Origin of the sequence: Pseudomonas syringae group sp. J309-1 (assembly GCF_032582135.1) — a bacterium.
GTDB lineage: Bacteria > Pseudomonadota > Gammaproteobacteria > Pseudomonadales > Pseudomonadaceae > Aquipseudomonas > Aquipseudomonas quasicaspiana.
In genome coordinates this window covers 1-24,489 of sequence record NZ_JAWHNU010000015.1, presented here as the reverse complement: position 1 = coordinate 24,489, position 24,489 = coordinate 1, and the positions used below count along the sequence as shown (strand labels likewise).

The window sequence follows — 24,489 nt, the reverse complement described above, 5'->3', positions numbered from 1 at the left end:
CGGGCGCAGGCATAATCGCCCGATGAACAGAGAGCTTGCGCCGCACCTCGATATCGCCCTGCGCCACGCGCCTCCGGGCCTGACTATCACACCGGTTCCGCGTGTGGATATCTGCGTGGGGCAAGGCTCTACAGAAAAGGCACCATGCCTGTATCGCTCAATGATCTGCTTCATCCTGCAAGGCTCGAAAAGCGTTGCCATTAACGACGAACTGCTGAGCTATGACAGCGAGCAATACCTCATCAGCGCTCTGGACCTGCCCTTGATCGGGCAGATTCTGGATGCTGAGGATGGGCAGCCTTACGTTGCGGTATCGCTCGTGCTCGACCCGGCGATATTGGCGGAATTGGCAGCGACCATGCCTGCGGTTCGCGAGACTGAACAAAAAGGCATTGGCATCGCCATAAACCCGATGAGCGCTCCGCTGCGAGACACCTTGCTGCGCTTATTGTCATTGCTCGACACGCCCACCGACATCCCGGTGCTCGGCCCCATGGTCGAACGGGAGTTGCTTTATCGTCTCCTGCAGGGTCCCCAAGGACGACTGCTGCGCCAGATCGCCCAACCCGATGGCGCACTGGGTGGTATCCGCCGAGCCGTTGCGTGGATACGCGATAACTACAACGTCCAACTTCGCATCGACGCCTTGTGCGGTGCCAGCGGCATGAGCCGCGCAAGCCTGCATCGCCACTTCCTGTCCATGACAGGCCTCAGCCCCCTGCGATATCAGAAACAACTCAGATTGCAGGAAGCCCGCCAGCTTCTGCTGGCGGGTGAGCATCGCGCGTCTGACGTGGCATTTGCTGTGGGTTATGAAAGCGCATCGCAGTTTAGTCGGGAGTATTCACGGCAGTTCGGTGCGTCGCCTGCGCGTGATGTGCGGGAGATACGGCAGGCGATTGGAACTGCGAGAAGGTCCTGATGCGAAGCACTGCCCGCGTCGAGAACAGACAGGGCATTTACTCAGGTTCGGTGACGGCCTTCTTTTAAGAGTCAGCGTGGGCGACGCGATTACAACGTCGGCTTGGGAACAGGAGTATCAGGAATCGACTTGGCATTTTCAGGTCTTACCGGACAGCCGTCGGACAAGCCCCACCGTGTGATGACACCCCCCTCGACAAGAAACCTTTGAACGCACCAGACATACCTTGGGTTATACCCGCCGGCACCTGCAAGCCAGAGATATTCATAAGACAGCATGCTGGAACCATCCGCCATCTTATAGCTGTTTTTCGGCGTCCCCCACGACATGACCAGATCATCTGCCGAGGATCCCACCCATGAGGCCTGTACATCCTCAGTCGTCTGAAAGCGCTGGTTATACAACAGATTCCCCAGCGGAGAGTTTGTACACCCGGAGAGCATGACCCCCAACAACGCGACACCTAATAACTTCATACCCTGACTCCGTTAATCAATATTTAACCCGCGACAGGCTTGTTGTTAGCGCCGGGTTATTCATGATTTTTCACGTGGTGAACCTGAATGAAGAATTCCACTTTCATCTTGCGATGTTAAAACGCGTCAGTAGATTCAGGCTGTTAGATCAGTCATTTGATGAAGCTTTATACGCCCCGTCCTCAGCCTGAAAAATAGTACACGTGTACTATTTACCGAGCGCAGAAACACCCTGAGTTGAAGAGTCCGCGCAGGGCTGCTGGCTATTTCGACGGCCGTCGGGGGCGGAGTGGTGCAATGCTGGAGCGGATCTTAGTGGAGAGTGGGTTTACCTGACTCAGGACGGAACCGGCGCTTGAGCATCAATCAGGCTCTGGCTCTTCAGGTCTTCCCAGAAGGCTGCGGGAATGCCGACCTTCATCGCTTGCACATTGGCAATGACCTGCCCCGGCGAGCGCGCCCCTGGAATGATTGCGGACACTTGCGGATGCGCTGCGGCGAACTGCAAGGCGGCCGTGTGAATGTCGATACCATGTTGACTGGCCACCGCCATTATTCGCGCACGCTTTTCGATCGCACCAGCGGGTATATCCGGGCTGAAGTTGTACCGGCTGCGCCCTCCCAAGAACCCATCATTCAGGGGCGTTCCAACCACGACACTGGTGCCCTTCCTTTTCAATGCCGGAAAGGTGTTACGCAACGCATCGCGGTGATCGAGCAGAGAGTATTGGCAGGCGAGCAGCACGATATCCGGCGTCGGATCATCGCGGGTCAGCGCCTGAACCACAGCATTCGGCGTATTAACACCAAAGCCCCATGCCTTGATTAAGCCCTCGGCCCGCATCTTTTCAAGCTCAACCATTGCCCCTGTGCGCGCCACTTGATACGCCGCCTCCCATCCGCCTTCCAGTTCAGTGTTGTCTGGCGAGAGGTCATGGATAAAGACGATATCGATACGCGGCAGACCCAATCGCTGCAGGCTGTCTTCCACAGAGCGACGCGTACCCGCTGCGGTGTAGTCATACCGATAGTTGAAGGGCGCGGGTGACTTCCAGATGGCATGATCCGCGCGCACGCCACCTGCCGCCGTTAACACTCGGCCGACCTTGGTGGAAATCACATAATCGGCTGGATTTTTGCCGCGCAGAAAACGGCCCAGACGATATTCGCTCAGACCAAACCCGTAGAACGGCGAGGTGTCGTACAGCCTTACGCCGGCATTCCAGGCCGCCTGCAAAACCGAATCCGCCTGCTCGTCACTGATGGGCGCAAAGATATTACCGATCTGCGTCCCGCCCATACCGAAGCGTTGCGGGGTCATGTAACGCATTTTGTGCGAGGGCGAATTGAGGGGCAGGTCTGCGCGCACAATCCGCCCTTCTGTACGCATAACGCTTCCGCGCTCCGTCAGCGGGGAGGGCGCAGGCGCTGCAGCCAGCGAACTGGCGATACTCGATGTCGGTAACAAAGCGGCTGCTACTGCGCCCGCTGCCGAATAGGTAAGAAAATCTCGTCTGTCCATACAGCTCTCCGTTCGCGGCTGAAGTTCTACGGGCTCATCGAAGCCGATATTCGCGATAGAAATTAGAACAACGAGGGGTAGGCGAGTGACCCTAAATCGCCATTGTTTATGCATAATCCTGCCGATACGCTTGTGCTGAGCACGCACTCTCAGCAGACTCGAACCTTCCGTTAACTGGGGCGCCTGTGATGACGAGCGGTTCTATCTCGCAATTCGGTTTCGAGCATGCGCATTCCCTCATCCCGCGCGAATCCGTCGAGCCCAACGAGCGTCTCCAGTCACTCGGACGGCTTGTCGAAAAAGTCTCCCGGCAGATCGGTTTTAACGAGATCTGCAAAACGTCGATTCCAGACCTGACCTTCTACCGAATGGCTGAACTGGGCACGCCCACTTACTGCATTTATGAGCCCTGCGTGGCAATCATTCTGCAGGGTTCGAAGGAAATCACGTTCGGTGAAGAAGCCTGTGATTTTGGGCAGGGAATGTTCTTTGTCACATCGGTCGATATCCCGACACTGGCTCGCGTGACAGCGGCAAGCGAGCAGACACCTTACTTATCCATCGTGCTGAAGCTCGACCTGGCCTTGCTTAACGAAGTCATCCAGATGCAGGCACCTTCCAAACAGGACGTGCCTTCTCAAGCGCGGGGCTTCGCATCTGGAATGGCATCAAGCGAGATGCTCGACGCATTCACCCGGCTCGCCACACTGATCGAGCAGCCACTTGAGGCTGGCCTGATGTCGGACCTGATCAAGCGGGAGATATGCGTCCGACTGCTGCTGAGCAGTGCGGGCCAGTGGTTGCGCAGCGTCACCCGCGACGGTCATCGAGACAAAGGCATCGTCAGAGCCATTGAATGGTTGAAACTCCATTACGAAAAGCCGCTTCACGTGGCCGAGCTCGCCGAACGATCAGGCATGGCCAGCTCCACTCTGCATCACAACTTCCGCAAGCTGACCGGCACCAGCCCTGTTCAATATCAAAAGTCGTTACGGCTGCAAGCCGCGCGCAGCCTGATGTTGACCGACAGAATCGACGTGAACACCGCCGCGTTGCGGGTCGGATATGAAAGCGTCGCCCAATTCAGCCGCGAATACACCCGACGTTTCGGAGCCCCGCCGTCGAGAGACATCAAGCATGCAAGGGCGCACGGTGGGAGGCTGGAATAGCGGCCCTATTCCAAAAAAACCAAAGGATGGAAAGGAATGTTCCTATGAAGGTTATACAAGCTGGGCTGTTTGCATCGTTGCTAGCGATTTGGTCTAACGTGACCGTTGGAAAGGAATCGCCGATCGAGGCCAGCGGTATACGCAGAGACTTCGTGTGCACGCAGGATACGGGCCCCTCGGTCGTGCCTCAGGATTCAGATGCACAACGTTTATTCCTCTATGCACACCATCTTGAATACATGCGCGAAGGGGATTTCAACAGTGCGAGTCTCGATGAATTCAACCGCATCAGTCGCTATTACCGTATCGCGTCCGCGTATGGAAACGCCGATGCGACCGAGGCATTGAGGTCCCTACAGTGGAAGTTGATCGATGACAGCTACGATGGTGTTGTCACTGAGCTTCGCCGCAATCGCCAGAAAGAGACCGAGCGCCTTGCGACGTTGCTCACACAGCAGTATCCGTCGCGAGGCTACCTGCTCCAGGCCGCTATGTATGCCCAGGAATGGAATCTTACCGAGGCATTAACCCTGTATCGCAAGGCAGCGGACCTGGGCAATGCCCAGGCGCAGCACCGACTGGCCGAGTATCTCGACGTCAACTCGATCGCAATGTCCAAGGCATTCGGTGCGAAGGCCAAGGACATCGCATTCGCGTTGCCGCTCTACCGCTGTGCCGCCCAGCAAGGACACGGTGGTGCGATGTACGCGCTTGCCATCAAACAAGCCAGAGACCGGCACTACGCCGAAGCGATGGCGGGATTCCAGCAAGCAGTAATGATGGGTGAAACTGCTGCTGCAGCCAGACTTGTGGATGCTTTTAACGAGAAAGCGAGCGGGCCTGAAACACTAGGAATGAAGAGTGACGCCGCGCGTTATGAACGATACGAGAAGATCCGTATTTTCTTGATCGATGAGCAAAACTTCGACCCGCGAGTGCCCGACCTGAATCAAATTGTGCCGCTGCCTCCTGCAGCTTTGCCCGAATGGGACGGGACCTTTCAGTGGAAGAAAGAGCAGCTTGCACCGCAGGAGGCTCCGTCGGAGACGTTAATGGGCAAGATGGCAAAAGCCAAAGGGTTGGATCCGCAGACGGGATTACCGAAGGATAGCGCGGTGAAAGTGGAGTAGTTTCGGGGGGGGGGAATCGCTTTGAAAATTTGGGGGCAGAGCACGTTTAGAACAAAGGTAGTCTGACCCCGATTTTCGCGCTGTAGCCGCCAGCCTGATTTATCCCGTAGCGGGTTTCAAGCCCCACCCTCAGGGAGGCGGCAACGATGCAGGTAGCGGCTGCTTTATTGGCGTTTTGCGAGTAAGAACTCAGCACTGACGTGAAAGATTGAGAGCTGTCCATAGCGTCTGTAGACGTAGACAGCTCACAGCTTTGGAAACTATTTAGTTTTTGTTCACGCAACGTCTCTCGGGTGAGGAGCGCTGTGGCTGAACTTCACAGCGTCTTCCATCTTGCATCGCGCCATCTCAATCAAATGCACCACTGCAAATGCATGGTCACGCTGACTGCCGTTCAAGCTCACAACCGCCGGACACCGTCTCTCCAGAGCTCCAAAGACGCTTCTCGATCACCCGGTGCACATCGCAAGCTTCCAGCATCAACAGGTGAGCGGTACTGGCGATGGTCACCAGATCGGTTTCGTCCACATCGGTGGGCTTCATGTTGATCAGCGTATCGAGGAAGCGCGTAACGAGGCTCACCCGCAGCTCCGCGCAGGCTTGCAGGTCTTTCAATGGCGCTTCGGAGTCCAGCAGGAAAACGGGTTTGTCCAGGCTTGGTTGGGTGAGAGGGATGTAGCGGGGGAGTGGGGTGCTGTGGCTCATATGCAGGAAGTCCTGTCCAAAGTGGAGCCGCCACAACACTGAAAGGGTGGCAGCTGTACGCGGGTTGACGAACCGGTCGATCTCAGCCGGCAGACCCGAAGGTCTCCCACGCACAGCCACCATGGCCCTCCCGTAGGCAACAAAGCCTATGGGAGGTACGCAACTGCGCATAGATCGAAATCGGATCGTCAAATCCGGTCGTTGATTTGGCAACGACGGTGCGCAGATTAGGGGTCCAGCAGGAGGCGAGGGCGGTATTTATATATGTTTCTTCGTGAGGTTGAAGCTTGGATGTATTACCGGGCATGAGCGCCTGACAGTCGACCTGTAGCACCAACTGCGTTGTTGGAATCGTTATGAATAGGAGCGCTCATCCGCTTGGGCGTTGGCGCGTAGCTCATGCTGCAGGGCAATTATCTGGTGCATTATGGAAAAGAACGCCGAAATTACTGGCAACTCAACCAATCAACGGCCACAAAAAAGCACCTGCGGCGCCGCGAGGTGCTTTTTTTGTACTACTTAATGCAGCTTTTGGTGAGCACCTGGAGTGGGGATATCAATATAGAAGGCGCGCTGGACGGCTTGGATGCCACCTTTTCGCGGTAGGCCTTCGGCTGGGTTCTGCTTTCCAAGCGCGACAGTCAAACCCAGCGCCTGTGTCGAGGGCATTTTAGCCGAAATGTTCTGACTTCCCGCAGATATGGATATGATGGCGTTTGTAATGTCATAGAAGGGAGTCTTATGCGGTCTTTATTTGCAAAAACCGTTGGTGGGCTGAGCGGCCCGGTGTACCTAAGGCACTTCCTGTTTGGAAGCATCATATGCGCTTTACTGTTCGCGATGATGTTCAGCGGTGACCACAAGGCAAATTATGGTTTTGTCGCCTTCGCTTTGATCAGTACCGCTCTGTATCCGTATTCGCGCTTCGTTTACGAAAGCGTGGTCGGCTACATAGTCGGTAATAACCAATTTTACTGTGACGCAATTAAATTTACGGCCGCGAAGTGTTTCTTGATCGGGATATGCTGGGGGGTTGCAATCTTTATTTCTCCGATTGGACTGACCTACTTGTTATTTCGTAACAGCAAACGTCCAACAATCTTATCGTTCATAGAAAATCCGGCCTTTGGGTCAAGTTTTCTGTACCTTAAGAAATTCACTGCTACGGAGGTGCAAGGTTCGATACTGATTGGAGGCCTCCCTAGAGCAACCGATGAGGGCGCGGAAATGTTAGTAGTCATCACTGAGAGGATTTAGGATGGGATTCCGTAAGAGTGGCAGGGTATAGGCTACAAGAGGACTTGGATGGTGTTCATCAATGGCGATATTCAAGGCGTCCTCTTTAGCGAGGCTGACGCAATGTGGTAAGCCAACCTTCCTGATCGGTAGGATTCGCCCGCTATATTATCAATACTAAAGTTGGAAAATCATGACAGAAAAAAAATTCCATCTCTCTTTCGAACTTGACTTTGATAAGGGACTGGTGCTGGGTGCTAATGGTGCCGATAACGCGCCCGCTGACACTCGACAAAAGATCGAGTTACTGATGAGTAACTTCCTAAAAGATTTTTCGACGCAATGGGTGTCTAAATACGATGATCTAGTGGTTGCGGGAAAATACAAAGAAGCTTTGGCACTATTCTCAAGTATGCTTCATGCTATCCCTCGAGAGACATCGCTAAATCTAATAGAAATTCTTAACAAAATAGATATTGAAAAACTGGACGACGATGGACGTCAGCAACACATTTTGTGTGTGATAGTTTCCTCTGAAAAACTTGACCTTCCAGAGATTGCATTGCCATACATTGACAATCTACTGGCACAAAAAAAGGCCTCGTCAGACGATGATTTTAGGCAGGCTTTGCAACTGGAACAAGCTAACTGCCATGCCAAGCTAGGCAAATTTAGTACAGCCACGTTCCTATATCGAAAACTGATTTCCTCCTGCGAGAATGCAAACTTAATCGCCTTCGCAAATCAAGGGCTTTCAAATATATCCGAGGAAGAAACCGATATAATTCTATATGCGCAGCGGGCTGCAGACAAGCATCTAGAGGCGGGAAAGAGAGGCGAGGCGGCGGGAAACCTGATAAAGATTTCCGATATTTACTCCAGTAAGTCTGCGGCGAAAGCACTCGACTTTATTGATCAGGCAATAATTTTATTTGGAACAGAACGCCTGATTGATCGCGAACTGCATGCGCATTTGTTAGAAAAAAAGGCACGATATCTATTTGAGCTAGAGAGAGCTCCCGAAGCTTTGCCGGTAGCAGAAAAAACATGCGAACTCCGGCGAGGATTAAGCGGAGTAGAAACTCAATTACACGGATCACTGTGTTTACTGGTCTCTATAAGGCGCAAAATCAATAAGCACGATGAAGCATCGGATCTCAAAAAGGAGATCCAGAAGCTAAAGGAAGTTATCGTGGATGAAGAGTTTCATATACGTTCTAAAATTTTAGAAAATGTTAAGCAGAAAGCACCGCTTAGTGACGAAGTCATAGGGTCAATAACTGGTCTGAACGACCCAGTTGCCCAAGCAGCTGCCTACATCTATACAGCGCTCAATATCGATGATGGCCTCCAGAAATGCTTTGAGTTGTTAGATTGCGCGAAACAGCTCGCGATCTCAGTGAAAGATCAGAAATTACTTAGCTTAATATATTTTAGTATGGGCGAGCTTTACCGTCGAAATGACATGATTCATGAGGCGATTGCTCATTTTAAAAAATCCATTGACGAACACTCATACTTCCTCATATCAGTGCAAGCCTGTACCGCACTAATGCTTGAGCATAAGCTATGGTCAGATGCCGAATTATTTTTAACCAGGCGCGTAGAGTTGACCGGCGAACTTCCTGGTGTTTGCCTGGCGCTAGCCAAAGCGCTATTTGCGCAGAAAAAATATTTAATGGCTTATAGGTATTTTCGAAAGTCAGAGTCGGACGAAGAGCTTGTAAAGTCAGCTATTGTTGAATGTCTCGAAAGGATGTCCAACAAAGAAGTCGAGGAAATGCATCATATAATCAGTGCCTCATCCCCTAAATATATTTCACTCGAAGAGCTTCGCGTAGCCTTAGAAGAGTTCGCCTATTCTACAAGCTCAAAATCTCGGATGCATTTCTGGGTGAAAGACAAGACAAGCGGCGCCTATAAGTGGACAAGTAGACCGGAGGAGCTCTCGAAACAGCTTTTGATAACGTTCCTGTCAGGCAAATTTGGAAACGACAATATTGATATTATCCAAGAATCTAGAGCCGGAGCAGGTTTTGTTGATCTATACATTGGGCTGTCTGGCGGGTTAAAAGTCGTAATTGAACTGAAAATGTGCGGTGGAGGCTCATACAGTGAAAATTATGCACTGTCAGGCACGGACCAAATAGTTCACTATCTAGATCAGTTGCCCACAAAAATTGGCTTCCTTGTTGTTTTCGACGGTCGTACTCGAGATTATGGAAAAAATATCGTTGCCATTCAGACGTCTGCCAATAAGACGATTTACTCAATCGCCGTTGATTTGCGAAATACGGTGAAGAGCTAGAGGCGCTTGCCAAAAGAATCTAGCGTCAAAACCAGGCGGCTTAGATCATAGATTTTGGATGATCTGCATGCAATTAGCAGAGCGAGCAGGCACTGATTAAATACGTGGGGATGCGGAGATGATTCAAAAGCATCCGATTTGCTTGAAAATTTCATTGTAAGTGCCCATAAACTCTACATTAAGTCACCATCTGATACCGATGCTGTGCTCCAAGTTCCTTTCCGGAGCCAGCACCTTTGGAAACCCCGAATTTCGTACTCTAAAGCGTGATATATCACGTTCATCGTGGGTGATCATAAACACCACCAACTTCAAGATGGATGAAGATGGAGTATCAATAAAGCGAATGGGTAAGGCAGATAAGAAAAAACTAGCGCTGGGCCGTGCTGCACCATGCATTAGACTATAGAGCTCACCGATTCTCAAAGCGGCTGCTAAATCCTCGCTCCTCTGTCCATATAGCTAAATCAGACTTTGGTATGTGAATTACTGCGACTTATCTTAGGTCACACTGCATGAAAATTAATTAAAAGCCAGTTGTGTATCCATTGCGCATATTCGTGCAATAGAAATAGGGCCGCACCAAGCATGGGTGATAGTGAAAGCAGAATGAAGATTCTAATAGTCCATGAGACGACGAGTTTCTGTTTTTCTATATTTTTCTTTGTTTTATTTATTAGAAGCTGTAGGTTTTTCGGATAGGTTTTAATTGATTTTGTTAGGTTTTCAAAAGATATAGCTAGGCTACTGTCCAGTCGTTGTATGTTAAGTAGTTGATTGATTAGTAGTCCAATTAATACGATTGAGGTGATTGTTAGGCCTGTGGTGGTTACAAATATTTCAATTGGGCTTTGAGCCTTGCTTAAAGTAATGATTGCAATTAGGGATATAGGCAGTGCTAGCATTTTACCTGCGATATCGCTAAACGCAGCGCTGAGCTTCGCGCCGTAGTCTAACTCTGCTTGTGCAAACTCTTTTCTTACCTTTTCAAAGGAGAACGAATGTATGTATATCTGAAAATTCTGCCAGTAAATCTCTAGAACCTTATCCCAAGACTCCAGGAGCGCTATGAATTTGTTTGGGTGGTCTAGTGGTACCGTATCTAGTGCTTCACATATAGCACCATTTAAAATTGCACGTCGCTCCTCCAAATGTATCCTTACTTTGTTTTCTTCACTAGCCAAACCGCTGATCAGTGATGTCTTGTTTATTTCAATCTCTAATATTTTCTCTGAGAGCTTTGTTTGTATTACCAGCGTTTTTGGTGGCTTGTTATTTCCGCTTGGGGTAGAGAAAACAAGGCTGAAAAAGGCCGTTTGCAAGTGCTCTGATACAGCTACTTTTGAAAGGTCTTTTATTAGTTTGCAAGCTTTTATGATTTTGTCATTTTGGGGATGTTTTAATTTTTCGTATGACGCCCAATTATCAGCCACTACGTAAAAACTATTTAATGGCTCGCCACGGCCTAGGGAGCTTGTTTTTTGAACCATGGCTTGGAAGGTTGGAAAAAATGAATTCTCCCCGGAAGAGTTTGGAGTAAATTCAAATCTCACTGTTCCTGAAGTTTCTCGATAGTAGGTCATCTCCCCTTCATGGGAGGGAATGTCTTTTACGGCTAATGTTAATGCTTTAGTAGTGTCGTCGGCCGGTCCGGAAAAGCTGAAAGCGCCGTCCTCTGAAAGAGGAGGGCAGCCAGCAAACCTATAAAGTTCAACAACGCTATTGAACATGTTTATCTATTTCCATTTCGGCTTTTTATTTCAGCTTGTATCAACTTTTTCATGTCGCTTGGAATATCAGAAAATGTAAGTTTTTCTTCGGACTCATTGTAGCAGATGACGCTATCGATGCTTGTTCCTAAAGCGCTTTTGTCGAATTGTGCCGACCACCGATTCGATTTGCCTCGAATCTTAGTTTTTCGATCTAAGACACTTTTGTTTACAGTAAACTCCTCGGGCACCATTGCGCCCTCAGAGTTGAGGCTTTCGGACAAGCCCTCCAGTAAATCAACTAAATCCGCGAGCTCTGCTGGTATAGCTGAGCAAGCTGCTGATTGCAGACCTGATAAGGTCGCTTTCTCGCTATCTGTATGTTTTTTTGACATATAGACTATTACATTGTCTTTTGCCTGGTTGCTAAATGGAGCTAGATCTTTGTGACCTCTGAAGAAATCTTCAATGTGATCGATAGCGTTAGCTGTCGCGCGTGTTGAGGCAACTCCGGGGGTGCAACCTAGTGCCTTGATAAAATATGCAGAGGCCTCGCTGTCCCGCCCTTTACTTATGAAGCAAAGATAGGTCTTGTCCACTTCAACGTCTTCGTTATCATCGTCAGCAACAAGAACGGATTCAGAGTAACGTGCGAGATTTATGCGGCAAGCTTGGTGTACCTTGCTCATATCGATGTCAACACTGTTAATTGGTATGTAGTCAGGGCCAAGGCTGAGGCCGTCGCGCTGCTTAATGTTTGCAACGAGAATAAATGGTATTGCGTCGCTCATATAGTATGCAAAAAGAGTGTGGCCGCCAGTGGCAAAACTTTCAACCGAGGCCTGTTGTACTAACTCTTTAAGTGCAATATGAGTCAATATTTCGAAATTTTTAGATGTGATATCTTCAACGAACTGCTGGGTACCCTCAGGAAAAAGACCCTCTCTATTATCTGAACTAAATTGGCCCCAGACAACGTTATTACCTTTCTTTCCGAGTAGACCGTTAATGCCTTCCGCGAGGGAAGTTAATGTTCCAATTTTAGGGTCAAACAATGGTTTTATTACATTTCTTGATGTGTCAATACCTATGGCGCCCTTTTCCTTCTCGAAAGAGTGAATCACAACGTGAATGAGATTAAATGCCATTAAAAAATCCTTGTAGAGGCCAAGCGCTTGATTGATAAGATAGTTCGGCAAAAATGCGTCTGAGCATCCATCTTTCCCGGGGGAGGCTGAACGCCCTTATGCTGTAGCTCGTTGACATTCTATTGCGCTAAGCAGTTTCGCGAGCTGGGTGAGTAGGTTGTCGGCCATCTCTAACGAATCTTAAGGCCGGAAGGCTGGCGCTTCCTCTGCCATCCTAGAGCCTAGGGTTTCCGAGCCTCCGGCCAGTAATTTGAGTTCGAATCTCAAGGAGTAAGCCATGAATATCTTTTTGTATGTTGCTTGAGTGCCGATCCTGACAGGATCGGCGGGTTCATTGTTACGCGGATTGTCTCAGTTGGAGCTAGAGCGGACAACGATCCCGCTGCACACTTCATCAGCAGACATAGCGAGCTTGTCCTCTGCGGCCTGTGACATCTGGCACATCTTGGGCGGCGCTAATGCATCAGGCTCGTTACCGGCCAGGCTCAAACGCTCGGCGATACGCATTAGCTCCACAGCAAATCACTTCAGTGTCTGACAGCGGAGCTATAAAATCGCGGGGAGCTGCTGATTAGGATGATTGATCGACATAGGTCCTCCCCCTGAAGATTTTGGTCCCGACTTTTCTCTAGAAGAAATGCTGGTGAGCAACGATCTTTCAAATGTATCAAGGTCTTGTCTCTCTGGATGTATATGCAATAGTGATTGCTCAGGGAGCCTCCTCAAAACCTTCCTCATAGATGTCATTACGGAGCCAAAACAGCCCCGTGCCCCGTGAGGCACAAAAAAAGCACCTGCGTCGCCGCGAGGTGCTTTTTTGTACTGCTGAATTTGGTGGAGCCGGGGGGATTTGAACCCCCGTCCGCCAGTACTCCGCTGTCGGTCCTACATGCTTAGCCGTGTCTATTAAGTTAACCCTCAGCGACCCGACGGGCAGGGTGCTTTGGGCGAGCTGTGTAAGTTTTAGCCGATTCGTCCACAGCGTACTGCACGGCGATTCTGTTCTATATGACAATCACTTTGGGTTTACAGACATCCCCTAATGATTGCTGGAGCCGAAGCTACCAGAAGTGCGGGCTAGGCTGCTTACGCAGCTAGTTGAGCACCGTAGTTATCGTCATTGGCAACTATAGAAAGTTGCAACAGTGGATTTACGACTTCTGTTACCAAGTCGGCATGCACCTAAAGTTTCATCACCGGCGTCGAATCCTAATCGGCCCCAGGTGACTGCTTTCGCAGTCAGGTCGCGGAGTGTACTCCAATGAGCTCCTCGCGTCGACCTTCTGACGCATCCGTTTTCGACCAGCCACGGGGCTGGCCGAAATGCAGATTACTTGGCGCCTTCGCTGGCCGAACCAGTGTTTTTCAGCTTGGTGATGGTCTTGGTGGTCAGTTCAACGCAGGTTTTTTCGTCGCCAGCTTTTTGAGCCTTTGTCGCATCTTCTTGGGTTTTCTCGATTTCAGCTTTGGTGTCGGCCGACATGTTGGCATTGGCAGAAGTATGGGCATCCTTCAGCGTCTGCAGGTTGGCACCACAAAGGTCGTCGGCGGCGAACGCCGGGGAACCCAACAGGGCAGCGGTGAGGAACAATCCAGTGAGTGCTGTGCGCTTCATTGTGTATCTCCTTTTTAGCCTGTGGACTCGGTATGGCCGGTCGATGAGGCCCGTCGCCGAGGTCTTTGAGTAAGCCCTGCTCAGATTGGCGGGCTTACTAAGACTGACTGTGCACAAACGCAGGGGTTCTATTTATTTTTCAGCCTCATGTGAAAAAGCCATATTTCGTGATATAGGCACCAAAATGGGGCGATTGCCGCTGCTGTGTCGTGATCAGCCGATTTTCGCCTGTGTGACGCGATCTACCAGATAGACCAGCCCGTGGTAGTCGATCCCGCCGTGTTGCGACAGGCCAATCTCGCAGGTGCGGCTGGTGGAGATACCTTCGTTGCAGTGCTGGACGGCGTCTTTAAGGGTGCGCAGTGAGTGGGCGTTCAGCTCTGGGGTGGTGAAGCCTTTATCCCCCGCAAAGCCGCAGCAATGAATGCCTTCCGGGATGACCACGTTCATGCTGCACAGGCGCGCCAGCTCAATCAGTGCCTGGCTTTCGCCCAGATGCTGGGTGCTGCAGGTGACGTGTACGGCGATGGGTTCTTGCTGGGGTGTGAAGGTCAGTTTGTCGAGCAGGTGGGTGCGGATGAAACGTACGGGATCGTATAGATCCAGGCGTGTGTCTTTGAGGTTCTCCATCAGGCGCAAGGTGCACGGGCTGGTGTCGCAATAGATTGGATCGAGTCCGCCGCGACTGGCTTTGCTCAGTGCAGCGAGCAGATGTTGGCGCTTGTCGTCGGCCTGTTCTTTGTAACCTTTTGACGCAAAAGGCTGACCGCAGCAAAGGTTGTCTTGATCGTCGGGGAACACAACCTGGTAGCCAGCTTTTTCCAGCAGGCCACGGGTTTTATCCATCAGTGACATTTGCTCTCTGTCCCCGGCAGCAGGGCCCATGACCCGCGACACGCAGGCGGCGAGATAGACCACGCGTGGGCGTTGGTCCTCGACGGGCGGGCTGAAGCGAATCGCTTGTTCAGGCTGCGGCATGGCTGGGGACCACTGGGGCACGCGCCCGGCGGAGGCTTTGCTCAGCGCGGCGGATATTTTTGCCAGGCGTGGCGCGCCCAGCAGCATGCGCGCGCCATTGGCGGCGTGCAGGGTGAAGCGCGCACCTTGCAGCATGGTTTTGAAGTGGTTGGCCATCCAGCCTGCGGCTTGTGTGTGACTGGCTTCCTGGCTGCGCAGCTTTTTGATCAACTCGCCGGTATTGATGCCGACGGGGCAGCGTTGCGCGCACAGGCCGGTGGCGGCGCAGGTTTCGATGCCTTGATAGTGGTAGGCCTTTTCCAGCTCAACGGTGTTGATGCCCGCACGTTTCCGCGCCTGAATGTCGCGCCAGATGACGATGCGTTGCCGTGGGCTAAGGGTCAGGCCTTTGGAAGGGCAGACCGGTTCGCAGAAACCACACTCAATGCATTTATCGATGATTTCATCGGCGGCGGGCAGTGGTTTCAGGTGCTTGAGGTGGATCTGCGGATCGGTACTCAACACTACGTCAGGGTTGAGAATGCCGGAGGGGTCGAGCAGCCGTTTGAGTTGCCACATCAGTTGATAGGCGTCGTGGCCCCATTCCAGTTCGACGAAGGGCGCCATGTTGCGCCCGGTGCCGTGTTCGGCTTTGAGCGAGCCGCCGAATTCGACGGCCACCAGTTGCGCGACGTCTTCCATGAACGCCTGATAGCGGGCGACCTCTTCAGGGTTGTTGAAGCCCTGGGTGAAGACGAAGTGCAGATTACCTTCCAGCGCATGGCCGAACAGGATGGCTTCGTCGTAGTGGTGTTTGTCGAACAGCGCGATGAGGCGCCGCACGCCGATAGCCAGTTGTTCGACGGGGAAGGTCACGTCTTCGATGATGACCGTGGTGCCGGTCTGGCGGACTGCGCCGACAGCGGGGAAGGTGTCTTTGCGAATGGCCCACAGACGAGCGTTTTCCAGCGGGTCTTCGGTGAAGTCGACTTGTTTCTCCACCGGAAAAGACGCCAGCGAAGCCATGATCTGCGCCAGTTGTTCATGCAGTAAGGGGCGCGAGGCGGCGCGGGCTTCGATCAGCAACGCGCAGGCATTTGCCGACAGTTCACGTACGAAAGCGGGCATGCCGGGTTTGTCCTGCACCGAGCGCATGCTGCGTCGGTCGAGCAATTCGACAGCGGCCACGGGTTGGCTTTTCAGGATGGTGACGGCGTTGCAGCAGCTTTCTACGTCCGGGAAGACGATCAGTGCAGAGGCTTTATTGGGATGGTCGATGACGGTGTCGTAGGTCACCGCACTGATAAAACCCAGCGTGCCCTCGGATCCGACCAATAGGTGGCTGAGGATATCCAGCGGCTCATCGAAATCCACCAGGGCGTTGAGTGACAGGCCGGTGGTATTTTTCAGGCGGTATTTGTGGCGAATCTTTGCGGCCAGTTCGGTGTTGGCGCGGGTCTCACGGCCCAGTCTGGCCAGTTCTTCCAGCAAGTCGGCATGGCTGACACGAAAGGCCGCAACGCTGTTCGGGTCTTCTGTGTCGATCAGTGTGCCGTCGGCCATTACCACGCGGATCCCTGCGAGGGTGTGGTAAGTATTTTGCGCCGTGCCGCAGCACATGCCGCTGGCGTTGTTGGCGACGATGCCGCCGATTTTGCAGGCGTTGATTGAGGCCGGGTCCGGGCCGATCTTGCGGCCATAGGGCGCGAGCCAGGCGTTGGCTTGTGCACCGATAACGCCCGGTTGCAGGCGGATTTGCGTGCCGTGCTCGCGCACTTCGCGGCCGTTCCAGTTGTCGCCCAATACCAATAGCACCGAGTCGCTGATGGCCTGGCCGGAGAGACTGGTGCCAGCGGCGCGAAAGGTCACCGGGACTTTTTCGCGCTGGGCCAGTTTGAGCAAGGCGATCACTTCGTCTTCTGATTCAACGCGGATCACCAGCTTGGGAATCAGCCGGTAAAAGCTCGCGTCGGTGCCGAATGCCAATGTTGAAAGCGCATCGTCGAAGCGGCGATTGGCAGGGATCAAACGGTCGGCTTCGGTCAGGAAGGAGGCAGGGAGGCTCATGCGGTCTTCCTCAGGCAGTCAGGGGCTCAGGTTTTAAGGATTAGCGACGTCGCGGCATCTGGCGTGCCGCGTACGTTTTGATGCATGAGCTCAGACGCCCAATTCACGGACAAGTGAATCCCGGGAAATCTCGCTGATGGATTTGGCTCCGGTCAGCACCATGGCTACGCGCATCTCTTTTTCGAACAGGTCGAGCAAGTTCTTCACGCCAGCTTCGCCGTGGGTGGCCAGGGCGTAGATGAACGCGCGGCCGATGAGCACGGCGTCGGCACCGAGGGCGATCATGCGCACCACGTCCAGCCCGCTACGGATGCCGGAATCAGCGAGGATCTTCAGATCGCCTTTCACCGCGTCGGCGATGGCGGGCAGGGCGCGAGCGCTGGACAGCACGCCGTCGAGCTGGCGGCCGCCGTGGTTGGACACGATGATGCCGTCAGCGCCGAATTTCACGGCGTCGCGGGCGTCTTCCGGGTCAAGAATGCCCTTGATCAGCATCGGGCCGTCCCAGGTGTCGCGGATCCACTCCAGATCCTTCCAGGAAATGGACGGATCGAAGTTGTTGCCCAGCCAGCCAATATAGTCGGCAAGGCCGGTCGGGTTACCTCGGTAGGTCGAGATGTTGCCCAGGTCGTGGGGGCGGCCGTTGACACCGACATCCCACGCCCATTGAGGATGGGTCATGGCTTGCAGCACCCGGCGCATCGGGCCGTTGGCGCCGCTCATGCCGTGATGGGCGTCACGGTAGCGCGCGCCCGGGACCGGCATGTCCACGGTGAACACCAGCGTTTTGACCCCGGCGGCTTTGGCGCGCTCCAGGGCGTTGCGCATGAAGCCGCGGTCCTTGAGCACGTAGAGCTGAAACCAGATGGGGCGGTCGATGGCGGGAGCGACTTCTTCAATCGGGCAGACCGACACGGTGGACAAGGTGAACGGGATACCTTTGCTGGCGGCCGCGCGCGCTGCCTGTACTTCGCCTCGGCGGGCGTACATGCCGCACAACCCGATGGGCGCCAAGGCCATGGGCATGCTCATGGTTTCGCCAAACAGCGAGGTTTCCAGATTCAGTTCGGACATGTTTTTCAGGACGCGCTGGCGCAAGGCAATGCTGGCAAGGTCCGAGACGTTGTGGCGCAAGGTGTGCTCGGCGTAAGCGCCGCCGTCAGCGTAGTGAAACAGGAACGGCGGCAGCTTGCGTTGCGCGGCTGCGCGATAGTCAGTGGAGGCGGAAATAATCATGGGCTCTCACAACTTGAGTAAGTGGGCAGCCGGGCGCGCTGAGTGCGCCCGGCGCTTGTTTCATCAGTGCACCAGCATGCCGGTGAACCAGTACGCCTGGGCGTAGGTCATGCAGCCGATGATGGTGGCGAAGAAAATGCTGTGCTTGAGGGTGAAACGGAACAGGTCGGATTCCTTGCCCACCAGCCCGGTCGCTGCGCAGGCAACGGCGATGGATTGCGGGGAAATCATCTTGCCCGTCACGCCGCCCGTGGAGTTGGCCGCGACCATCAGCACATCACTGACGCCCACTTGATGCGCGGTGGTTGCTTGCAGTGAGCCGAACAGTGCGTTGGACGACGTATCCGAACCCGTCAGGAACACGCCCAGCCAACCCAGGAATGGCGAGAAGAACGGGAAGGCTGCGCCGGTGCCCGCCAGTACCAACGCCAGGGTCGAGGACATGCCCGAGTAGTTCATGACGAAGGCGAAGGCCAACACCATGCCGATGGACACGATGGCCCAGCGCAGTTCTTTCAGGGTTTCTTTGAAGGTAGTCAGACCGGTGCTCGGTGTGATCCGCAATACGATCATTGCGAGGATAGCGGAGAACAGAATCGCCGTACCCGACGCTGCGATCAGGTCGAACTTGTACACGGCAGGCATGGCTGTCGCGGTCGCGACGATAGGCGCGGTTTTCATCACCAGTTGGTCGAGGTACGGAATAGGGATGTTCATCGTCCACGCCTGCATGGCGCCACCGGCCAGAAACATCGCCTTGAAGGGCTTCAGCGTCCAGATGGTGACCATTACGGTGAGGATCAGAAACGGCGACCATGCCTTGAAGATTTGGCCCATGGTGTAGGGCGATTTAACCGAGGAGCGCGGTTGATTGAAACTGCCAGGGTTGCCCATGACCGCTGCGCCGCCCGAACTGCTGACGACGGTCTCACCCGCTTTTTTGGGCTGCCAGACTTTGAGGAAAAAGGTCAGTGCGACCATGCTCACCAGTGCCGAGGTGATGTCCGGCAGTTCCGGGCCAATGTAGTTGGAGGTCAGGTATTGGGTAATCCCGAAGCTCAGGCCTGCGACCAGTGCGGCGGGCCAGGTTTCTTTGACGCCTTTGACGCCGTCCATCATGAACATCAGCCAGAACGGCACGAACACCGACAGGAACGGTAATTGCCGACCCGCCATGGCGCCAATCTTGAACGGGTCGAGGCCTGAAACCTGACCCGCCACGATTACCGGAATCCCCAAGGCTCCGAACGCGACCGGCGCGGTGTTGGCGATCAGACACAAGCCTGCCGCGTAAAGCGGGTTCAGACCGAGGCCGACCAGCAAGGCGGCGGTGATTGCTACCGGTGCGCCGAAGCCTGCCGCACCTTCCAGAAAAGCCCCAAAACAAAACGCGATCAACAGCACTTGCAGGCGCTGGTCATCGGTAATGGACATGACCGAGCTGCGGATGATCTCGAACTGTCCGCTTTTGACGGTCAGTTTGTAGAGGAATACCGCAGCTACGATGATCCATGCGATGGGCCACAGCCCGTACGCAAACCCATATCCAGCGGCCGCGAGCGCCATGCCGGCCGGCATCTGGAACGCAAAGATCGCGACCAGAACCGATAACGCCAGCGTAATGCTGCCAGCGATGTGCCCTTTGAGCCTGAAGACGGCCAATGCCAGAAAGAAAAACACGATGGGTATGAGTGCAGCGGCGGCCGAAAGGCCAAGACTGCCCAAGGGTGTGTAGAGCTGTTGCCAGGTTTGCATATGGGAGGCCCCTAATTGTTTTTGGATAGGCCCGGTATTCCGTGTCTTACGTGCGAGGCTTCGGTCTTACGCCCAAGGTGGCGGACGTCTTGCCGATGCTGACGAACGAATCGCACAGCTCACCAGTTCAAGCCTTTCGTCATCCCGAAAGGTTCTTGCAGCGCAGTAGAGAGTAGCTGCTGACGCTGGCATTGGATAATTGGTAATACCAATTTACAATGTCTGCTCGCTAGCGTAGAAGCGTTGCTATTGATGTGTCAATTTGCAGTGGTGCGACTTTCGTAGGAGACCCTGTGAAATGCGCTGCTGATCCGGCTTTTCAGCCGGTATCTGGCGGGTGCTTGAAGCGCGGCAATGAGCCAGAATACGCGGGCCCGACAATACGATCGGGGAGTGGAGTGAAAGTGATGGGCTTTGATCAGGTGCGTCAGCGCCGTTTGTCCGACGATATTGTCGAGCAGCTTGAACGAATGATTCTTGAGGGCACGTTGAAATCCGGCGGTCGTCTGCCTGCCGAGCGTTTGCTTGCCGAGCAATTTGGTGTTTCCCGGCCCTCCCTGCGCGAAGCGATCCAGAAACTGACCGCCAAGGGCTTGTTGATGAGCCGTCAGGGCGGCGGCAATTATGTGGTGGAAAACATTGGTTCGACCTTTAGTGATCCGCTGCTGCATCTGCTGGAAAGCAGCCCGGATGCGCAGCGCGACTTGCTGGAGTTTCGTCACACGCTTGAAGCGTCCTGCGCTTATTACGCGGCCATGCGTGCGACGGATGTGGATCGCGAGCGTTTGCGGTTAGCGTTCGACACGTTGCAGGATTGTTATGGGCGCGAGGGGGAGGTCAGTCGAGCGGAGGAGGGCGCAGCGGATGCCAGCTTTCACATGGCCATTGCTGAAGCCAGTCATAACGCCATTTTGCTGCACACCATCCGCGGGCTATTCGATCTGCTCAAGCGCAACGTGGTGACTAATATTGGCGGAATGTACAAACAGCGCAGCGAAACCCGCGACATGCTGATCAGTCAGCACCGGGAGTTATACACAGCGATTATCGAAGGCCGCGCGGACGATGCCCGCGATATTTCCAGTCGTCATTTGCTGTACGTGCAGGAAGTCCTGGAAGAAGTGCGGCAGCAGGCGCAGCGCACGGCTCGGGCTGAGCGGCGTAACGGGATGTGATGTCGGGGGTTATGACTCCACGGTGTCTCACGGCAGACATTAAACCTGTAGGAGCTAACTTGTTGGCGAGGGGCCATTTCTGTGTACACAGCCTTGGCGTCTCGCGAACAAGTTCACTCCTACCGGTTCAATGTTTGCATTGCGACAGCGTAGTGTCAGGCCAGCAGGGAAGGAGGGGATCAGGCTTTAAGCCTAATCATCCTTACCCTTGGTCCGCACGGCACGTTGCAGCTCGCGGTCGGAATCACGTTCACGCTCGGTATGGCGCTTGTCGTATTCCTTTTTACCCTTGCCCAGAGCAATTTCGCACTTGATCAAGTGCTGCTTCCAGTAAAGGGAAAGAGCCACGCAGGCATAGCCTTTCTGCTGTACAGACGACGTCAGCTTTTCAAGCTCGCGCTGGTTCAGCAGCAGTTTACGGGTGCGTGTCGGGTCAGCGATGACGTGCGTGCTGGCAGTCGTCAACGGCGAAATGTGGCTACCCATCAGCCAGGCCTCACCGTCTTTGAGCAGCACGTAACTGTCGACCAGCTGTACCTTGTTGGCACGCAGACTTTTTACTTCCCAACCAGCCAGGACCAGACCGGCCTCGAACTTGTGTTCGATGAAGTAATCGTGACGCGCCTTTTTATTTTGCGCGATGGTCCCTGTAGGGTGTTTCTTGAGCTTAGCCATAGGCGACGCATTATAGGGACTCGCTTCAAAGTCGGCTATGGGAAGCTGCACGCTTGAGCACGATGATTTAATCCCGGACAATGCGCCTGCTTCTACCCAGTATTTCTGCCCCTGAAGCAAAGGTGACTAATATTTCATTCGAACCGATGCTGGCTCGCCAGGTCGATTTGTTCATCACGCTGTTCACCACGGTGACGTGTGTTTGCAGTATCCGCAGGTTGGGTGACGAGCCTTGGCGCTCCTTGCTTTGACGTTTTTTTGATGCGCTATGTGGCGCCGTTCGGCATTCTTGTAGTATCTGCCGCGCAGCTTTGGAATTGACGCTGACATGACTACGCATATTCAACGTTCCGCTCTTTTGCCCTATCCGGCCAAGGATCTCTATGACCTGGTCAATGATGTGGAGCGCTATTCGGAATTCTTGCCCTGGTGCTCTGCCTCCAAGGTGCTTGAGGCGAGCGAGGAGCACATGCGTGCCAGCCTGGAGATCGCTAAAGGCGGCCTGAGCCAGCATTTTATTACGAAAAACACGCTGGTGCCGGGTCAGTCCATCGTGATGGATCTGGTCGAAGGGCCTTTCGAGCAGTTGCATGGCGTCTGGACGTTCAAGGCGCTGGGCGAGAAAGCCTGCAAGATCAGCCTCGATCTTTCCTTCGATTACGCTGGCCCGATCGTGCGTGCCACCCTTGGGCCTTTGTTCAATCAGGCGGCTAATACGTTGGTGGATGCGTTCTGCCAGCGAGCGAAAGAGTTGCATGTCTAAGGCAATCATAACGATTGAGGTGATGCGCGCCGGTGTAGATCGACAGCTTTTGCAGGCTGTCGAGGTCCCGGCAGGTTCAACTGTTCAACAGGCATTGCTGCTCTCAGGCGTTCGTAACGAATTTCCCGAACTGGATCTGGCGAATTGCCCGGTGGGGATCTTCGGTAAGGTTGTAAGCCGCGAGCGTGCTCTTGAGCAGGGCGACCGAATTGAGATCTATCGTCCTCTGCTGGCTGATCCGAAAGAAGTTCGGCGCTTGCGAGCTGCCAAGGCCGCCAAGGCTCGGCAGGCGAGCGAACGTTAGGCCCATTGTTTCAGCGAATCACAGACAGCAAAAAGCCCGGCATGCCGGGCTTTTTTGTGCCTGCGGTAATTGCTTACTGCGGCGACACGTCCAGTGGTTCCTGAGTTGGAACAGGAACTGTCTCGACTTTGTCGACGTCCTTCTGGATCTGATCCAGCAGCGAGCCTGGCTTGGCCGGTTCTTCTTTCGGCTGCTCTGGCGTGGCTGTGGAATTGCCGTCGTTGCCGAGAATGGCTTCGTCGCGGCTCACGCCCGGCATGAAGTCACCCGACAGACTGACCAATTGGTCGTTGCCGTTGAAGATCAGCGACACACGCTCTTGCTGACGTTCACCGCCACCAGGCTGCAAGCTGTACAGGTAATCCCAGCGATCGGCATGGAAAGTGTCGGTCAGCAGAGGGTTGCCCATGATAAACCGTACTTGCCGTCGGGTCATTCCCGGCCTTAACTGGTCTATCATGTCCTGCGTGACGACATTGCCTTGCTGGATGTCGATTTTGTAAACCCCGGGGAATGAACAACCGGCGAGTGCGAGCAGTCCCACAAGGGTGAAACTGGTTAGCAGGAGCTTGGTGTTTTGCATCGGTGGGCGACTTCCACTATCTTGGCTGGGACAACGTAAACCCCGATCATACCTGCATTAAGAGAAGCTGCGAAGCAGCGTCTGCGAGAAAGCTGACCATGGTTGAAAATAGCGAACTACGAAAAGCCGGACTTAAAGTGACCCTGCCACGGGTCAAAATACTACAGATGCTCGATTCCGCCGAGCAGCGCCACATGAGTGCCGAGGATGTTTACAAGGCACTGATGGAAGCTAGCGAGGACGTCGGACTGGCCACGGTTTACCGTGTCCTGACCCAATTCGAAGCTGCCGGATTAGTGGTTCGCCACAATTTCGACGGTGGACATGCGGTGTTCGAACTGGCTGACGGCGGCCACCACGACCATATGGTCAACGTGGAATCCGGAGAAGTGATCGAATTCTTCGACGAAGAAATCGAAAAGCTTCAGAAGGCGATTGTCGAGCGGCACGGTTTCGATTTGGTGGATCACAATTTGGTGCTGTACGTGCGCAATAAAAAGGCTTAAATCTTTTTTGACGCAACAGCAAAGGCGACCCTAGGGTCGCCTTTGTGCGTTTTTGGATGTGAGAAGGTGTTAGGGGCCTAAATCTGTGTGCGAATTCATTCGCGAAGACGGCATTCCTTACGACGCAAATGTGGCGGATGTACCGGCCCATTCGCGAATGAATTCGCTCCCACGGGAATTATGCTTACAGGCCAGCCTCCCACGGGTTTGAGGTCGTCGTTGAGCGAATGGCGGCCATTGCCTCGCAGCCTTTGGCAGCTCCTACACGGAAAGCGATAGCCATCAGCTCTTCGCTGTCACCACCATTTTCTTCGCATGGGCCAGGGATTCTTTGGTCAGGTGGATCCCTCCACCTTGGGGCCCGTTTGTGCGGTTTTGGATGTGTGAGCTGGTCTAATGACCCCGGACACCTCAATAGGGGAAACTATATCCATTGAGGAGTCACCATGACCAAGAAATACAGAAAATTCGATGCCGCCTTCAAGCTTGATGTTTGCAAGCTCATCGTCGATCAAGGCCAGAGTGTGA

General features: G+C 53.7%; 21 protein-coding genes and 1 other RNA gene. 9 read left to right on the top strand and 13 right to left on the bottom strand.

Annotated features, from left to right (window positions below):
* Window positions 1–22: 22 nt before the first annotated feature.
* Window positions 23–922, top strand: coding sequence for an AraC family transcriptional regulator (locus tag RX972_RS11065; RefSeq protein WP_231675905.1), 900 nt, complete (start codon window positions 23–25; stop codon window positions 920–922).
* An 89-nt stretch (window positions 923–1,011) separates the two neighbouring features.
* On the opposite strand, the gene RX972_RS11060 is transcribed toward RX972_RS11065, so the two are convergent.
* Entirely contained in the window at window positions 1,012–1,398 is a 387-nt protein-coding gene (locus RX972_RS11060; protein ID WP_231675907.1) for a hypothetical protein, read from the bottom strand.
* 337 nt (window positions 1,399–1,735) lie between these two features.
* Window positions 1,736–2,920 (bottom strand): aldo/keto reductase, encoded by a 1,185-nt coding sequence (locus RX972_RS11055; protein WP_316875038.1) that lies wholly within the window; start codon window positions 2,918–2,920, stop codon window positions 1,736–1,738.
* Between the two features lie 188 nt (window positions 2,921–3,108).
* Here RX972_RS11055 and RX972_RS11050 point away from each other — a divergent pair, with 188 nt between their 5' ends.
* Both RX972_RS11050 and RX972_RS11045 read left to right on the top strand, forming a co-directional pair.
* A complete protein-coding gene (locus RX972_RS11050; RefSeq protein ID WP_316875035.1) occupies window positions 3,109–4,089 on the top strand; it encodes an AraC family transcriptional regulator in 981 nt (326 codons plus the stop codon).
* A 44-nt stretch (window positions 4,090–4,133) separates the two neighbouring features.
* Window positions 4,134–5,219: a DUF6396 domain-containing protein gene (locus tag RX972_RS11045; RefSeq protein WP_316875032.1), complete on the top strand. Its 1,086-nt coding sequence runs from the start codon at window positions 4,134–4,136 to the stop codon at window positions 5,217–5,219.
* A gap of 378 nt (window positions 5,220–5,597) precedes the next feature.
* Here the strand turns inward: RX972_RS11045 and RX972_RS11040 are convergent, their stop codons facing one another.
* On the bottom strand, window positions 5,598–5,924 hold the full coding sequence (locus RX972_RS11040) for a hypothetical protein (RefSeq protein ID WP_316875030.1): 327 nt from the start codon (window positions 5,922–5,924) through the stop codon (window positions 5,598–5,600).
* A 399-nt stretch (window positions 5,925–6,323) separates the two neighbouring features.
* Here RX972_RS11040 and RX972_RS11035 point away from each other — a divergent pair, with 399 nt between their 5' ends.
* Together RX972_RS11035 and RX972_RS11030 are read left to right on the top strand one after the other, a co-directional pair.
* Window positions 6,324–6,530 (top strand): hypothetical protein, encoded by a 207-nt coding sequence (locus tag RX972_RS11035; RefSeq protein WP_316875029.1) that lies wholly within the window; start codon window positions 6,324–6,326, stop codon window positions 6,528–6,530.
* Between the two features lie 823 nt (window positions 6,531–7,353).
* A complete protein-coding gene (locus RX972_RS11030) occupies window positions 7,354–9,468 on the top strand; it encodes a hypothetical protein (protein WP_316875027.1) in 2,115 nt (704 codons plus the stop codon).
* 506 nt (window positions 9,469–9,974) lie between these two features.
* Here the strand turns inward: RX972_RS11030 and RX972_RS11025 are convergent.
* The 7 genes from RX972_RS11025 to RX972_RS10990 all read right to left on the bottom strand — a co-directional run bounded on the left by RX972_RS11025 (window position 9,975) and on the right by RX972_RS10990 (window position 19,955).
* Window positions 9,975–11,198 carry a hypothetical protein gene (locus tag RX972_RS11025; RefSeq protein WP_316875024.1) on the bottom strand — a complete coding sequence of 408 codons (1,224 nt, stop codon included), beginning with the start codon at window positions 11,196–11,198 and terminating at the stop codon, window positions 9,975–9,977.
* Between the two features lie 2 nt (window positions 11,199–11,200).
* Window positions 11,201–12,325 carry a nucleoid-associated protein gene (locus RX972_RS11020; protein WP_316875022.1) on the bottom strand — a complete coding sequence of 375 codons (1,125 nt, stop codon included), beginning with the start codon at window positions 12,323–12,325 and terminating at the stop codon, window positions 11,201–11,203.
* Window positions 12,326–13,157: 832 nt separating this feature from the next.
* Window positions 13,158–13,546, bottom strand: a transfer-messenger RNA (tmRNA) gene (ssrA, locus tag RX972_RS11010).
* 109 nt (window positions 13,547–13,655) lie between these two features.
* The gene (locus tag RX972_RS11005) at window positions 13,656–13,940 is read right to left on the bottom strand and encodes a hypothetical protein (RefSeq protein WP_122395594.1); all 285 of its coding nucleotides are present in this window, start codon (window positions 13,938–13,940) and stop codon (window positions 13,656–13,658) included.
* 213 nt (window positions 13,941–14,153) lie between these two features.
* Window positions 14,154–16,964 carry an FAD-binding and (Fe-S)-binding domain-containing protein gene (locus RX972_RS11000; RefSeq protein ID WP_316875018.1) on the bottom strand — a complete coding sequence of 937 codons (2,811 nt, stop codon included), beginning with the start codon at window positions 16,962–16,964 and terminating at the stop codon, window positions 14,154–14,156.
* A 90-nt stretch (window positions 16,965–17,054) separates the two neighbouring features.
* A complete protein-coding gene (gene lldD, locus RX972_RS10995) occupies window positions 17,055–18,200 on the bottom strand; it encodes an FMN-dependent L-lactate dehydrogenase LldD (RefSeq protein WP_027901437.1) in 1,146 nt (381 codons plus the stop codon).
* A 63-nt stretch (window positions 18,201–18,263) separates the two neighbouring features.
* The gene (locus RX972_RS10990; protein WP_099268123.1) at window positions 18,264–19,955 is read right to left on the bottom strand and encodes a lactate permease LctP family transporter; all 1,692 of its coding nucleotides are present in this window, start codon (window positions 19,953–19,955) and stop codon (window positions 18,264–18,266) included.
* A 407-nt stretch (window positions 19,956–20,362) separates the two neighbouring features.
* Between RX972_RS10990 and RX972_RS10985 the strand changes: the two genes are divergently transcribed.
* The gene (locus tag RX972_RS10985) at window positions 20,363–21,130 is read left to right on the top strand and encodes a GntR family transcriptional regulator (RefSeq protein ID WP_027901439.1); all 768 of its coding nucleotides are present in this window, start codon (window positions 20,363–20,365) and stop codon (window positions 21,128–21,130) included.
* Window positions 21,131–21,322: 192 nt separating this feature from the next.
* On the opposite strand, the gene smpB is transcribed toward RX972_RS10985, so the two are convergent.
* The gene (gene smpB / locus RX972_RS10980) at window positions 21,323–21,805 is read right to left on the bottom strand and encodes an SsrA-binding protein SmpB (protein ID WP_027901440.1); all 483 of its coding nucleotides are present in this window, start codon (window positions 21,803–21,805) and stop codon (window positions 21,323–21,325) included.
* A gap of 328 nt (window positions 21,806–22,133) precedes the next feature.
* On the opposite strand from smpB, the gene RX972_RS10975 reads away from it, so the two are divergent.
* A complete protein-coding gene (locus tag RX972_RS10975) occupies window positions 22,134–22,568 on the top strand; it encodes a type II toxin-antitoxin system RatA family toxin (RefSeq protein WP_316875013.1) in 435 nt (144 codons plus the stop codon).
* On the top strand, window positions 22,561–22,872 hold the full coding sequence (locus RX972_RS10970; RefSeq protein WP_316875011.1) for an RnfH family protein: 312 nt from the start codon (window positions 22,561–22,563) through the stop codon (window positions 22,870–22,872). The genes RX972_RS10975 and RX972_RS10970 overlap by 8 nt, the downstream gene beginning before the upstream one ends.
* Before the next feature lie 73 nt (window positions 22,873–22,945).
* Here the strand turns inward: RX972_RS10970 and RX972_RS10965 are convergent, their stop codons facing one another.
* Complete coding sequence (locus RX972_RS10965) at window positions 22,946–23,455, bottom strand: outer membrane protein assembly factor BamE (protein WP_095098333.1); 510 nt, start codon at window positions 23,453–23,455, stop codon at window positions 22,946–22,948.
* Between the two features lie 98 nt (window positions 23,456–23,553).
* Here RX972_RS10965 and fur point away from each other — a divergent pair, with 98 nt between their 5' ends.
* Window positions 23,554–23,961, top strand: a complete 408-nt coding sequence (gene fur, locus RX972_RS10960; RefSeq protein WP_002555142.1) for a ferric iron uptake transcriptional regulator — start codon at window positions 23,554–23,556, stop codon at window positions 23,959–23,961.
* Between the two features lie 335 nt (window positions 23,962–24,296).
* On the opposite strand, the gene RX972_RS10955 is transcribed toward fur, so the two are convergent.
* A partial coding sequence (locus RX972_RS10955; protein WP_316874995.1) for a hypothetical protein occupies window positions 24,297–24,489 on the bottom strand: 193 nt, incomplete at its 5' end.

What these genes read in the sequence shown, in the direction of transcription:
- RX972_RS10985 (WP_027901439.1), top strand. Translation starts at nt 20,363, where the DNA reads ATGGGCTTTGATCAGGTGCGTCAGCGCCGTTTGTCCGACGATATTGTC.
- RX972_RS11050 (WP_316875035.1), top strand. Translation starts at nt 3,109, where the DNA reads ATGACGAGCGGTTCTATCTCGCAATTCGGTTTCGAGCATGCGCATTCC.
- RX972_RS11045 (WP_316875032.1), top strand. Translation starts at nt 4,134, where the DNA reads ATGAAGGTTATACAAGCTGGGCTGTTTGCATCGTTGCTAGCGATTTGG.
- RX972_RS11055 (WP_316875038.1), bottom strand. Translation starts at nt 2,920, where the DNA reads ATGGACAGACGAGATTTTCTTACCTATTCGGCAGCGGGCGCAGTAGCA.
- RX972_RS10965 (WP_095098333.1), bottom strand. Translation starts at nt 23,455, where the DNA reads ATGCAAAACACCAAGCTCCTGCTAACCAGTTTCACCCTTGTGGGACTG.
- RX972_RS11040 (WP_316875030.1), bottom strand. Translation starts at nt 5,924, where the DNA reads ATGAGCCACAGCACCCCACTCCCCCGCTACATCCCTCTCACCCAACCA.
- RX972_RS11000 (WP_316875018.1), bottom strand. Translation starts at nt 16,964, where the DNA reads ATGAGCCTCCCTGCCTCCTTCCTGACCGAAGCCGACCGTTTGATCCCT.
- RX972_RS11020 (WP_316875022.1), bottom strand. Translation starts at nt 12,325, where the DNA reads ATGGCATTTAATCTCATTCACGTTGTGATTCACTCTTTCGAGAAGGAA.
- lldD (WP_027901437.1), bottom strand. Translation starts at nt 18,200, where the DNA reads ATGATTATTTCCGCCTCCACTGACTATCGCGCAGCCGCGCAACGCAAG.
- RX972_RS10975 (WP_316875013.1), top strand. Translation starts at nt 22,134, where the DNA reads ATGACTACGCATATTCAACGTTCCGCTCTTTTGCCCTATCCGGCCAAG.
- RX972_RS11025 (WP_316875024.1), bottom strand. Translation starts at nt 11,198, where the DNA reads ATGTTCAATAGCGTTGTTGAACTTTATAGGTTTGCTGGCTGCCCTCCT.
- smpB (WP_027901440.1), bottom strand. Translation starts at nt 21,805, where the DNA reads ATGGCTAAGCTCAAGAAACACCCTACAGGGACCATCGCGCAAAATAAA.
- RX972_RS10990 (WP_099268123.1), bottom strand. Translation starts at nt 19,955, where the DNA reads ATGCAAACCTGGCAACAGCTCTACACACCCTTGGGCAGTCTTGGCCTT.
- RX972_RS11065 (WP_231675905.1), top strand. Translation starts at nt 23, where the DNA reads ATGAACAGAGAGCTTGCGCCGCACCTCGATATCGCCCTGCGCCACGCG.
- RX972_RS11030 (WP_316875027.1), top strand. Translation starts at nt 7,354, where the DNA reads ATGACAGAAAAAAAATTCCATCTCTCTTTCGAACTTGACTTTGATAAG.
- RX972_RS11060 (WP_231675907.1), bottom strand. Translation starts at nt 1,398, where the DNA reads ATGAAGTTATTAGGTGTCGCGTTGTTGGGGGTCATGCTCTCCGGGTGT.
- RX972_RS11005 (WP_122395594.1), bottom strand. Translation starts at nt 13,940, where the DNA reads ATGAAGCGCACAGCACTCACTGGATTGTTCCTCACCGCTGCCCTGTTG.
- RX972_RS10970 (WP_316875011.1), top strand. Translation starts at nt 22,561, where the DNA reads ATGTCTAAGGCAATCATAACGATTGAGGTGATGCGCGCCGGTGTAGAT.
- RX972_RS11035 (WP_316875029.1), top strand. Translation starts at nt 6,324, where the DNA reads ATGCTGCAGGGCAATTATCTGGTGCATTATGGAAAAGAACGCCGAAAT.
- fur (WP_002555142.1), top strand. Translation starts at nt 23,554, where the DNA reads ATGGTTGAAAATAGCGAACTACGAAAAGCCGGACTTAAAGTGACCCTG.